Genomic DNA, 11,370 nt, shown 5'->3' on the forward strand with positions numbered 1-11,370 from the left:
ATACAATGGAGGAGTTTATAGATAATACGATTATTTACCTTGGACAATATTTTCTCCGAAATAATTCTGAATCTGGATTTTCAGCGGATAAGAGGTGTTTTGGATGGACGGTGGGACAAAAAAGGGATGATAGAATTGAAACTGCTTTATTTTGCACTGGCGTCTGGCACAATTTGCTAAACTTGTACCCGACTTAATTCTGTCCCACAGCCCGAAATTCGTCTTCATCTATAGCATCTTCTCTAAGTTGATTGGTTGCTATATTTTCAAAAATTAAAAACGGTTTATCTTGAGCAATCCAAATTTTTTGATTAATATAAGCTAAATATGCTGTGGCTATCACAAGAGCTATTGTTGCAATTGCAATAAAAGTTTCAGGGCTTATGCCCAAGATTAAAAATGTGATTATCGCAGAGACTATTACTATAATTATGAATGTAAGAGGTATTTTTAAAGCTTTAATTTTTTCTAAATACATTCTCTGCATATATGGTAATGAGAACCCTTTAATGTTTTCGAATTGTAATAATGACGCCGCATTTCACATAATCCATCCCCCGAATTTTTACAGGTCATTCTATCCCCCGAAGACTACACAGAATCCTCCTTTGTCACCACTTCCGACATCCTTAAATCTCAGAGTGGCATTCTAAATTTACAATGACAATGGAATCAAAATCCAGAAAAATTAATCTTATGTGATGGAGTGCCCGCTCTTAGCGGTAGAAGTATGAAACTGCCAGTGAGATCTGGCAAGGATTGAACAAAGGTCTTTAAAAAACATCATGAACTACGAAGAAGTCAGCGCCCTTCAAAAAGCCTTTAATTCCGTGAAGGAAACGCAGGCTGCGAACCTGCCACCGGACTTCGCGGAAAGAAAAAAGAGGCTTAAAACCGCAAGGGAACTCTGTGTTGGGAACGAAGAACTTCTTGTGAAAGCAATTGCTAACCTCAGGAAAAACGGCATAAAAGTACATATCGTAAAGGAAAAACAGGAAGCAATCGACATAATTTTAAATGAAATCGGAGAGGAAAAACTCGTTGTAAAATCCAAATCCAATGTCACAAAGGAAATAGAATTAACAAAAGCGCTTGAAAAAAAAGGATTAACAGTAGTTGAAACCGACATTGGCGATAGGATTCTCCAGCTCTTGCATGCAAGCCCCTCCCATCCCACAGGTCCTGTGGCGCATCTCTCGGCAAAAGAGATTGCGAAGCGGCTTTCCACGCATTATAATAAACCCATAAAGGAAAATCCTGAAGAAATTGTAAAGGCAGTAAAGGAGGATGTTATCTCTAATCTCGAAAAAGCAAATATTGGCATAACGGGAGCCAATGCCATAACAGCCGAGGAGGGCTCGATTGTTATAATACATAACGAAGGGAATATCCATGAGGTCATGCGGAAGGAAAAACACATAGTTGTGACTTCCACAGACAAGCTCTATCCCGATATTGAAGCTGCCATGAACATGATAAAAATTTTGAGCTACAATGCCACAGGTTCAATAATACCTTCTTTTGTCGACGTAATAAGCGGTGTGAGCAAAACCGCAGACGTAGAGAAGAAATTTGTTAAGGGGGTTCACCACCCAACTGAGATTACGTTAATACTGCTTGATAACAAAAGGAGCGAACTGGCAAAGAATGGATTTAAAGAACTCTTGCACTGCATAGGTTGCGGGAACTGCCTGCTCTACTGCCCCATGTACAACACTATCGGTAACGAATACGCCATAGAAAATTACCTCGGGGGAAAAGGGATTGCTTATTATTCCCTTTCTAATAATGAAAACAATAAGAAACTGGAGCTTTGTTTAACCTGCGGTAAATGCAAAGATAATTGCCCTCTGGAACTGGATATACCTGCAATAATTAAAAAAATCAGAAGTGATGGGATATCTTCTGAGATTTATTATTTTTTAAAATCTCATATGATTTGGGGATATTACCAGATTCTCCTGAAATCAAATGCTCATAAGTTCCAGAAAAATTAATATCATTATGGGCGCTTCTTAAAACCCATAATTTTTGCAAAAAAGTTATATTGATATTGTTTATTTTTAAAATTTTAGACCCTCTCTTTTTTTTTACAATCCAAATATTTATAAGATATCACTCTTATTAAAGTAAATGGTGGTTGAGATGAAATTCAAAATTATTGGAATAATTGCAATAGTGTTAGTATCTGTATTAGTGTTAGGATGCGTGGAATCACAGCCAAGTCAACCGACTTCCACTGAAAGTCCTAAGACTACGGTTGTTTCTACGCCAATACAAACAACATACAACCCTACTAACATAAATGAATTTTCTTCTGCGAATGAAGGTGAAACCATAAGATTCTATTTTTTCTTAGAAGATAGTAATGGTCAAAATACAATTAGTGAAGGTCAAGTCAATCTTCAAATAAAAGATTCTGCAAATAAAACTGTTTTTACACAGCAATTTAATTTTGTAGCTTCTGATTTTGTTGATTATCAATTCAAACTTACAGGGAAAGAAGTTGGAAAAGCATATGAATGGCGTGTGAATCAGAAAGATATTCAGAAAGGTACATCAAAAACAGGAACTGCTGAATTAACTATTACTACTGCAAAGGGGAATGTTTTGAAAGCGACTGATTCTTATGTTGAAATACCAAGTTACACAGAAGAAGAAATAAAGCAGATGTATTTCGAGCAATACAACAAAAATGCTAAAACAAGCGGAGAAGTTATCAGCAAAGGGAATTTTGAAGTTACTTTAGTCAAATATGGTTTCTATACTCATTTGAAATACGATACTTGGGGCGATGAAGTCACGGAGTTCAGAGTTGACTTAAAGGTCAAAAATATTGGTTCTGAAAAAGATTCATTTAGTAATTACGATGCGGTCATACTCTCTGGAACAAATCAATATGAAAGGTCTTATAATAGCAATTTAGATTCTTCAGATATTTATTCTGGGATTGTAAAAGAAGGTTACTTAATATTTGATAATGTCCCAAAGACTTTAACTGGTCAAATAAAAATAATTGCTGGAACTTCATACGATGTGTCTTATAATAAATTGACTTATGAATTTAATGTCCAAATATAGATGAGATAAGAAGCAATATTAGAAATACATCAAACACTCGAACCTTTCGCATCCACAGACAGCCCCTTACTTTTTAAAAGTTAGGATGTCCTTCAGATAGAGAGGAGACAAAAAAATAATATTCTGTAATTTTTTCAGTAAATATGTGTGTCTCTATACTCTATATTTTTGTTGACTTAGAGCGATAAGTGTATTTTGGGGTTCCAGGGTCTATCAAGAGTTTAAGGGAACCCAGTGTTGCATATGCCAGGATTCTAACGAACTCCATACTTTGACTAATAATATTAATACGCATTTCGTAGGTGAATCTAGCCAATTTCTTGTTTCCTGAAGAATTTCTTTGAAAAATTTCATCTGGCAGGTACATATTAAATATAATCCTGTCATCTTTAGTACGTCTAAATGAAGCTCTAGCCATGGGTCTAGTCCATTCAAATTCCTCAAATACATTTGGCTCAATACCATCCATTACCGCCATAACATTATCGTCAGTTGCAAACGTCCTGTAATGAACAAGACAATTGCGTATATCAATAAGGTAAATTACCGCAGGATCGTCAGCAAGCTTAGCGTATACAGGACAATCAGTAGAATCTGTCTTGAAATCTGTAATATACTTAGGAAGCTGTTCATAAGGAGTCAAGAAAACAGGTTTTAATAGATTTCTTAAATTATCCAAGCTTATTCTTGAAAGATTTACGAGAGCGTAGAATTCAAACATTAACTTTTGAACCGACTCATCATTCATCATGATAATACCTGCATTTGTTGTTTTGACTCTCGCTATCACACCCAGACTAACAGATGTGTAATACTTGATTAAATTGCGGCAATGGTATGTAACACCTCGAACATGCCATTCCGACTGATGAACCCTAAGAGATATGTCAGATAGCCTAGATTTTTCTAATGCCTGATGAGAATCATATGATGTTGTTTTTTCAATCTTATCTAGTTCTTCCAAAAAACTTTCAATAGAACGTTCAACTTTGTCATTTTTCTCCATTTTATTCCATCCTCCTATTCCATAGATGAGGCCACGCCATATATCTCATAAACAAATGATTACTTATTACATTGACATTTATGGATTTCGCATTAACTTAATATTTTTAACTCGGCTTTCTTTTTCTGATTATTAGAAAAACAGTATGCACCGATCGGGATTTGAACCCGAGTTATTAGCTTGGAAGGCTAAAGTCATAGCCGCTAGACCATCGGTGCCTGGGCTTTCCTAAGTGATTGAAAGCATTTAATAGTTTCGTTAGTCCAGAGCCACCTCCCGAATCCAAACATATATGTTAGCAGTCCCCGTATTTAAATACGGGGTCTTACATTCAAGCATAATGTGTTGTACAATTTGCCGTACGGGAAAATCAATGTTTCAGTGGATATACCCAAAAAGTATCAGGTCAAGGTCGTAAAACCAAATAAGGCAGCAGCAGCCCTCGATGAGGCAAAGGAGATTGAAGGAGCGCTTAAAGCTCCTGTTAATTCCAGACGATTATCCGAGATAGCAAGGGCAGGGGAAAAGGCAGTGATTATCGTTAATGATACAACCCGTCCCACACCCACTGCCAAGCTGCTCCCACATCTTATTTCCGAATTAAAAGAGGGCGGGGTTGATGATGTAACTGTTGTATTCGGGCTTGGCATACACAGGCGGCAAACAGAGGATGAAAAGAGAGCCATATTAGGGGAATTGTATGGCAAAGTGAAGTGTATCGAGCACGATGTTAATGATTGTGTTTACCTCGGCGCTACATCAAGAGGCACTCCTGTTGAGATATTCAGACCTGTTGCGAATGCTGATATTGTGGTCTGCACCGGAACCATCGAATTCCATTATTACGCAGGCTACTCAGGCGGCGCAAAGTCCGCACTTCCTGCTGTTTCTTCAAAGGGCAGCATTGATGCGAACCATTCCATGATGCTTCTCCCGAATTCGTGTGCAGGAAGGCTTGACAGCCCTGTGAGGCAGGATATTGAAGAGGCTGCATCAATCTTAGGCATCGATTTTATCCTGAATGTGGTTTTGAATGACAGGAAAGAGATTATCTTTGCGGCAGCAGGGAATTACATCGATGCGCACCGAAAAGGTGTGGCTTTTCTCGATGAGGTTATGAAGGTAAAGGTTGAGCCGGCAGATATTTTAATCGTATCACCAGGAGGATTTCCGAAGGATATCGATATATTCCAGTCGCATAAGGCGCTTGAACATGCTAAAAACGCTGTCAAGGAAGGCGGCTCTATAATCCTTGTTGCGGAATGCAGGGAGGGATATGGAAACCGGGTATTTGAAGAGTGGCTGCGCTTTAGCAGGGATGAAGTGATTGAGAAATTCAAATCAGGATTCGTTATGGGCGGGCACAAGGCGGCGCTGATTGCAGCTTTATCGAAGAGAGCCGACCTGTACCTTGTGTCTTCGCTGCCCGATGAGACGGCAAGAAGGGCATATTTTATTCCCGCAAGTTTAGAAGAAGCGCTGGAAGCGGCGCTTGCCAAGCACGGGGAGAATGCAAGAATAGTTGTTATGCCATACGGCGGCTCCACACTTGTTTTTTGAGACGGGGCAGTTTCTTCTGGAACAATTTCAAAATTCCTGGTGCAAGCCCCTTTTTATTTTTAAGTTCATTAAACCAAAATTATATAAACTATGAAGTAGAATTAATTAATGGATGCATACATCGGAGGTAACAGTATGGTACGATTAGAAAGACAAGGGGATTCCTTCGTATTCATAACAGGTGCGGCACAAAAGCAGGATATCAGCATTTTAACCCATGCTATATCAGAGCTTCAGAAAAATTCCCCTGATATGGTCAGGATAAAAGAAGGACTTTTCTATCTTGACAATTCTGCGGGAATTGATATCAGAAAGGAGATAAAAACCGTCCTGCAAAAGGCTGTCGAAAAGCAAGACCCCGTATTTAAATACGGGGACTAGAACCGTCAGTGACTTATAACCGCATAACAATATTTTACTGATGGCAAAGTTATTCCTGATTCCGATTATAAGCATATTCGATGTTCACGATGTTGCAGTCAGGGATTGGCTCAATAAACTTGACGATCCCGCTCTGCACACTCATATTGAGTACCCTTTCAAGCTTGACAGGTTTTTCCCCGAGAGTTCGCAGCATGTTCTGATGAGCGTGGATGATGTCCATGGCGAGATTCTGCGTCTGCTTGATATTATTGACCCCCAGGTTGTTTTTCTTGATTTACCGGTTGATTTTGTTGAGCTTGAGAATAGATACAACAAAAGGCTGATTTCACCGTTTGAGTTCTGGTCTGAATATTATCAAATTTCAGCCAGTGCGGGAGATTCTTCGCAGGCAATTTATTGTATTTATATCGAAGGAATTATCGATAAGAAGATAAGGCTTATAGAAAGCAAAGAACACCTTCCCTTAAGTGTTGTTTTTTATGGTACTGATATAAAAACCAGGGAAGAACTTATTCCAGCGTATGAAGATATCCTTGATAAAGATGGTGAATTCTTATTGCAAATAGCAAGAGTGATTAATGAAATAACCTCACTTCGCGAATCTCCAAAGCACCTCTGGTACAGTCCCATGCAGGTAAGGCAGATGGCTGTTTCATACGAGGAGACCGAGAGATTCTACAACGAGCTTTTAATCAGGCTCAAACGTCTGCTCACATTTAAAATCCGGGATTATGTTGTCAAAGGCTTAAGAAAACATGCGCTGGAGTTTGTATCAGCATACGAGAAATTTCTGGACTATAAGATGAGAGAAGATGAAATAAAATTCTCAAATATAATCGAGGGTTTAAACATCCTGGAAGTCCAGTCTGATTATGAAGCTGTTGTGATATTCTGCGCACCGATGCATTATTCTTTTCTTTTGAATTCCTTAAAAAAAGAAAAAGGATTATCTGAACTTGGTATTACAGTTGAAAACATTAATATTGCCGCATTGCTTGATAAAATGAAACCGTTTGTGCAGAAGAACAGGATAATGCAGAGTAACTATGAAACCGCTTTAAATATTCTTGGGCTGAAAAAACCCCAAAGGTTCAACGCTTCCGGGGCGGTTCTTATCCCTGCATGATATATTCCACGTTCGACCTGACAGCTCGATAGCACTTCATGAATTCATGGATTTCAGGGGGTAATTCTGTGGAAACAGGCAGCCCAAGAGCCTGGGCGTCTTTTGCCGAGATGAGCTGGGCATGTACCATTTCGCCGCCGATGAGTTTCTCAACAACCTGTTTTTGCTTTTCCTTGTCATCGAATTTGCCCTCAAGCAATTCATTTACCAGTGCCCTCGTGAAGTTCAGTGCTTTTTCTGCGATATCGCTCATCACGAGAGTAGTATCGTCAGCTTCAAGCCCCTTTTTCCTTGCCACATGCAGCCATGAAGGCGCAGGAAACACGCCGCGCAGGAAATCCCCCACCTGCGGGTCTACGGGACCCAGTGATGCGTCTTTATCCATTATAATTTCATCTGCTGCCAGAGCTATTATAGTCCCCCCTGACATGGAATAATGCGGAACAAATACGCGGGTCTTAGCATTGTGATTTTTTAATGCCCGCGCTATCTGCATAGAGGCATGCAACTGCCCTCCGGGGGTATGGAGGATCAGGTCGATGGGCTTATCCTTTGCCTCGCGGATGCCTCTTAAAACGTCTTCGGCGTCCTCCACATCTATGTATTGATAAACAGGCAAGCCAAGCATGGAAATCGCTTCCTTTCGATGTATCATGGTCATGACCTTTGTGCCCCATTTTTCTTCCATTTCACGAATCTTACCAAGTCTCTTTCTCCGCGATGCACGTAACTGAAGCTGCGGGTACATCATCAAATAGAGAAAAAACAGTATTCCAAACAGAATCAGAATATCCGTGGTGCTTATCTGGTCAAACATATGTAATCATTGTTTTCCTGATTAATAAGTATAATTTATGAAAATTCCCCAGATAATGAGAACAACTGCGCCGAATATTATGAAACGGGCAAAGGTCTTGTTTATCATTCCAACAAGCTCAGACGGTCCTGACCATTTCACGAGCAGCATCTTATTCCCAGTACTTATTATGCTTGCAAGGACTGCTGTTATCGCAGCGGTAGTGTATGAAACATCACCGTGCACGGCAAGCGCAGCCGCTGATGCCGTTACCACAGCGCTGCTGATAAATCCTCCGAGTGCTGTTGCATAAACCCCGGCAACGCCAGCCCGGTGGTTGGCGATACTCGAAACAACGGATAATGCTGTAAAACCGAGGGCGAATTTTATTGCAGGGGATAGTGCAAATGGTGACTGCAATTGTATGGTCTCGCTAACGGGTTTTATGTTTCTTGATTTAATGACCGCAGCAACGGCAAACAGGGTAATAAGAAGTTGCGGCAGAGCCATAAAATAAAGCACCCTGCCGCTCGGGTCAACAATAAAAGCTATAACCAGATTCCTGATCAGCATTGCAGCATTGGACAATATTATCCCCACAAAACTGGATTCAATCAGTTCGCTCCTTTTTTTTGCCATTGCAGCTAAGGCGCCTGTAGTTGCTTCACTGTTCACAAGCCCGCCAAGCAACCCGGACAATGGTATCCCTCGTTTTGTTCCCATTTTTTTCATGACCACAAAGCTGATGAAGCTCAAGGTAGCCACTATTATCACAATCAGGAGAATCGTTCTGGGATTGATGACACCCATGAACCATTCATCCGGAGTTATGGGATAGAGTATGAAGACAACAGCCAGGAAACGAGTGCCGCTTAAAATCTCATCGTCTGTCAGATTCGTTGCAAATGAATGCAAGGGACGTTTCTCAGCAAGCAGCAGGGTTAAAACAACTGCTCCCACGATAGCGACAAGGTACAGTTCATAGTTTATAAGTATGCCCAGAAGGAAAGTACAATAGAATGCAATCGGACCTGTTACGCCCGGCTGTTTCAATGTCACATTTTTTATGTAAACATATATTGTCGCTATCACCGCAAAAAAGGCAAGAGAAATCAGCAGAATTCCTGGATTGATAATCTGTGCCAGATATGACGAAATCATTCCAGCGATGCAGGCAATCGTAAATGAGCGAACCCCTGCAATCAATTCCATTGCTTCAGGACGCCTGTGTTCTCTTTCTATGCCGATGAGAATACCGATAAGCGCAGCAAGGGCTAATTTTTGAAAAAAAACGATGTTGGCTTCCGTATTACCAAAGGATTGCGGCACCAGGTCAATCATTAATAATCAATGGTTAATACTTTTTTAAATACTTATGTTCTTTCATCAAATTCTTGTTCGCTTCTTTTAGTAAATGATAAATAGAGCCTCCTAGACATGTATATCTAAATTAATAAAAAAGTAGAGATTAAGATGTTTACGATGAGTATTGAGACTTTCATTGAAATATTCAACCTATGCTCATCTTCCTGATAGCCTTCTTCCTTGCAGTCTATAACTGGTATGGATTTATAAGCAGCTTCGCAAGCAAGAAGTGGTTTTAGGCAGAGAGCTTTGTGAACTGCAGAAATTCGGTGCACGATAAGAAAGATAATATTATTAGAAGACATACAGAAGGTTATGAAAATTGTAGTATCAGTAGGCGGGTCTGTACTGGCGCGCGCATTAAGCCCTGAAAAATTCAAAAGCTATGCAGCGGTTTTAAAGGAAATCTCAAAGAAAAACACGGTGCTTATTGTAACAGGCGGCGGGCAGGCTGCGCGCGACTATATTAAAGCGGCAAGAGAACTTGGGGCGGATGAAGCCACCTGCGACCTCATAGGTATAGAACTTACGCGCCTCAACGCAAGGCTGCTTATAGCAGCTTTAGGCGAGGCTGCATACCACGAGCCTCCACTGGAATATACGCAGGCAAAGAATGCAAGCCTGGGCGGCAGGATTGTTGTGATGGGGGGGGTATCACCGGGACATACTACGGATGCAGTGGCTGCAATCCTTGCTGAATATGTCGGCGCCGAGCTTCTCATCAATGCCACCTCAATAGATGGTGTATATACAAGCGACCCCAAGAAGAATAAGGGAGCGAAGAAATTTGAAACCATGACGCCGAAACAGTTGATAGAAGTGGTGATGAAGACCGAGATGATTGCAGGCGCAAATTCGCCTGTTGATCTGCTGGCTGCCAAGGTCATTGAGCGCAGCAATATCAGGACAATAGTCCTGAATGGTGAGAATCCTCGGAATATAGAGGATGCGGCGAGCGGGAAGCATAAGGGGACGGTGATTGAGACAGATAAATCGGCTCGTACAGGCACTAGACTTGAGAAAGATGATTCGGAGCTGGATACCTGCAATCTTGGTTATTTCAGTGATAAGGGATGCGACTACTGATTTTTAATTTAGCATCGATATTGCTGATGCTTGCTATACAAGTCTCTTCCTGTTGGGCAAGGGATGTTGAACTGCAAGCGGCATGCCAAGCACCGCAATAAAACCGCCGGCGCCGATCTCGAGCGCGATGGGTGTGTAATAAATGCATGACAGAGTTTAATTTATTAAGCGCCCCCTTTTAGATACAAATGAACGATAAAAAGATCGCCATTAATGAAACTGATAAGGGCATTCGGAGAGAAGTAAATCCACGATATCTCAAAAAATTGGAAAAAATTCAGAAGCAGAAAGGCATTAGATTTAAAAGCGCTGAAGAATTTGAGGCATATTTTCCAGTATAATCCTCACTGTTCATGTTGTTGTAGTGTTTTTTTCAAAAAACAAAGTAATTGATTGATTAGAATAAATTTCTTCATGTGGAAGCCCCACATTTCTGATTATTATTTGTTGGTTAGTTGGATTATCTATAATATCATTTAATCTTAAGTTATTTTTGTTATAATTAATGAACTTAAGTTGTTTACTCTCATCGATAACGGCTTCGTTGATTTCAATATCGAATTGATAAGAGTTATTGAATTTTATCTTCCACATCTGAATTGTATCATTTAAATCCTTAATATCTAATGTGTAAAATTTAGATATATTGTTTTCTTCTTTTCTGCCGTATAAAATTACATTTATTTTGTTCCACGATGAATTTTTTATCAATAAGTAATCTCCACTGAAATTATAACCTGAGTTTATAGGTTCATCAAATCTATCTTTAAATACGGTATCTAACTGATAATAGTATTTTTATTTTAACTTATATTTTATCACGCATATTCAGTCTATAGATAGTTATAAATAGAATAATTTCCATATATAATGTGTACCCTAAATTAAGAGGATTATGGCTTTCATAGAAATAAAAACAATCAAAGGCAAACAGTATAAATATCTAAGAAGAAGTGTGAGGAAAGG

At 39.7% G+C, this 11,370-nt stretch carries 13 protein-coding genes and 1 tRNA gene; 8 read left to right on the forward strand and 6 right to left on the reverse strand.

Annotation, left to right across the window (positions count from 1 at the left end; all coding sequences use genetic code 11):
• A partial coding sequence (locus tag O8C68_08195) for an ISNCY family transposase (protein MCZ7395783.1) occupies positions 1 to 197 on the forward strand: 197 nt, incomplete at its 5' end.
• Here O8C68_08195 and O8C68_08200 read toward each other — a convergent pair.
• Positions 194 to 478: a hypothetical protein gene (locus O8C68_08200; GenBank protein MCZ7395784.1), complete on the reverse strand. Its 285-nt coding sequence runs from the start codon at positions 476 to 478 to the stop codon at positions 194 to 196. The two genes, O8C68_08195 and O8C68_08200, sit on opposite strands and share 4 nt — an antisense overlap.
• A 307-nt stretch (positions 479 to 785) precedes the next feature.
• On the opposite strand from O8C68_08200, the gene O8C68_08205 reads away from it, so the two are divergent.
• Positions 786 to 1,997, forward strand: a complete 1,212-nt coding sequence (locus O8C68_08205; protein MCZ7395785.1) for an LUD domain-containing protein — start codon at positions 786 to 788, stop codon at positions 1,995 to 1,997.
• Between the two features lie 136 nt (positions 1,998 to 2,133).
• Positions 2,134 to 3,081 (forward strand): hypothetical protein, encoded by a 948-nt coding sequence (locus tag O8C68_08210; protein MCZ7395786.1) that lies wholly within the window; start codon positions 2,134 to 2,136, stop codon positions 3,079 to 3,081.
• A gap of 160 nt (positions 3,082 to 3,241) precedes the next feature.
• Here the strand turns inward: O8C68_08210 and O8C68_08215 are convergent, their stop codons facing one another.
• Positions 3,242 to 4,087, reverse strand: a complete 846-nt coding sequence (locus tag O8C68_08215; GenBank protein MCZ7395787.1) for a hypothetical protein — start codon at positions 4,085 to 4,087, stop codon at positions 3,242 to 3,244.
• A gap of 146 nt (positions 4,088 to 4,233) precedes the next feature.
• Positions 4,234 to 4,305: transfer RNA gene (locus tag O8C68_08220), tRNA-Gly, on the reverse strand.
• A gap of 136 nt (positions 4,306 to 4,441) precedes the next feature.
• Between O8C68_08220 and larA the strand changes: the two genes are divergently transcribed.
• The 3 genes from larA to O8C68_08235 all read left to right on the forward strand — a co-directional run bounded on the left by larA (position 4,442) and on the right by O8C68_08235 (position 7,157).
• On the forward strand, positions 4,442 to 5,647 hold the full coding sequence (gene larA / locus O8C68_08225; GenBank protein ID MCZ7395788.1) for a nickel-dependent lactate racemase: 1,206 nt from the start codon (positions 4,442 to 4,444) through the stop codon (positions 5,645 to 5,647).
• A gap of 135 nt (positions 5,648 to 5,782) precedes the next feature.
• Entirely contained in the window at positions 5,783 to 6,028 is a 246-nt protein-coding gene (locus O8C68_08230; GenBank protein ID MCZ7395789.1) for a hypothetical protein, read from the forward strand.
• Positions 6,029 to 6,068: 40 nt separating this feature from the next.
• Complete coding sequence (locus O8C68_08235; protein ID MCZ7395790.1) at positions 6,069 to 7,157, forward strand: hypothetical protein; 1,089 nt, start codon at positions 6,069 to 6,071, stop codon at positions 7,155 to 7,157.
• On the opposite strand, the gene O8C68_08240 is transcribed toward O8C68_08235, so the two are convergent.
• On the reverse strand, positions 7,144 to 7,974 hold the full coding sequence (locus O8C68_08240; protein MCZ7395791.1) for an ATP-dependent Clp protease proteolytic subunit: 831 nt from the start codon (positions 7,972 to 7,974) through the stop codon (positions 7,144 to 7,146). The genes O8C68_08235 and O8C68_08240 overlap by 14 nt on opposite strands.
• Before the next feature lie 21 nt (positions 7,975 to 7,995).
• Positions 7,996 to 9,294: an MgtC/SapB family protein gene (locus O8C68_08245; GenBank protein ID MCZ7395792.1), complete on the reverse strand. Its 1,299-nt coding sequence runs from the start codon at positions 9,292 to 9,294 to the stop codon at positions 7,996 to 7,998.
• 339 nt (positions 9,295 to 9,633) lie between these two features.
• Here O8C68_08245 and pyrH point away from each other — a divergent pair, with 339 nt between their 5' ends.
• Both pyrH and O8C68_08255 read left to right on the forward strand, forming a co-directional pair.
• Positions 9,634 to 10,404 (forward strand): UMP kinase, encoded by a 771-nt coding sequence (gene pyrH, locus O8C68_08250; GenBank protein MCZ7395793.1) that lies wholly within the window; start codon positions 9,634 to 9,636, stop codon positions 10,402 to 10,404.
• A 188-nt stretch (positions 10,405 to 10,592) separates the two neighbouring features.
• Complete coding sequence (locus O8C68_08255; protein MCZ7395794.1) at positions 10,593 to 10,745, forward strand: hypothetical protein; 153 nt, start codon at positions 10,593 to 10,595, stop codon at positions 10,743 to 10,745.
• A 10-nt stretch (positions 10,746 to 10,755) separates the two neighbouring features.
• Here the strand turns inward: O8C68_08255 and O8C68_08260 are convergent, their stop codons facing one another.
• Positions 10,756 to 11,115 carry a hypothetical protein gene (locus tag O8C68_08260; protein MCZ7395795.1) on the reverse strand — a complete coding sequence of 120 codons (360 nt, stop codon included), beginning with the start codon at positions 11,113 to 11,115 and terminating at the stop codon, positions 10,756 to 10,758.
• Positions 11,116 to 11,370: the final 255 nt, after the last annotated feature.

This window comes from Candidatus Methanoperedens sp. (assembly GCA_027460525.1).
GTDB lineage: Archaea > Halobacteriota > Methanosarcinia > Methanosarcinales > Methanoperedenaceae > Methanoperedens.

Bases quoted from the DNA above. Each gene is read 5' to 3' on its own strand.
- O8C68_08200 (MCZ7395784.1), bottom strand. From the start codon at position 478: ATGTATTTAGAAAAAATTAAAGCTTTAAAAATACCTCTTACATTCATA.
- O8C68_08205 (MCZ7395785.1), top strand. From the start codon at position 786: ATGAACTACGAAGAAGTCAGCGCCCTTCAAAAAGCCTTTAATTCCGTG.
- O8C68_08210 (MCZ7395786.1), top strand. From the start codon at position 2,134: ATGGTGGTTGAGATGAAATTCAAAATTATTGGAATAATTGCAATAGTG.
- O8C68_08215 (MCZ7395787.1), bottom strand. From the start codon at position 4,087: ATGGAGAAAAATGACAAAGTTGAACGTTCTATTGAAAGTTTTTTGGAA.
- O8C68_08230 (MCZ7395789.1), top strand. From the start codon at position 5,783: ATGGTACGATTAGAAAGACAAGGGGATTCCTTCGTATTCATAACAGGT.
- O8C68_08235 (MCZ7395790.1), top strand. From the start codon at position 6,069: ATGGCAAAGTTATTCCTGATTCCGATTATAAGCATATTCGATGTTCAC.
- O8C68_08240 (MCZ7395791.1), bottom strand. From the start codon at position 7,974: ATGTTTGACCAGATAAGCACCACGGATATTCTGATTCTGTTTGGAATA.
- O8C68_08245 (MCZ7395792.1), bottom strand. From the start codon at position 9,294: ATGATTGACCTGGTGCCGCAATCCTTTGGTAATACGGAAGCCAACATC.
- pyrH (MCZ7395793.1), top strand. From the start codon at position 9,634: ATGAAAATTGTAGTATCAGTAGGCGGGTCTGTACTGGCGCGCGCATTA.
- O8C68_08255 (MCZ7395794.1), top strand. From the start codon at position 10,593: ATGAACGATAAAAAGATCGCCATTAATGAAACTGATAAGGGCATTCGG.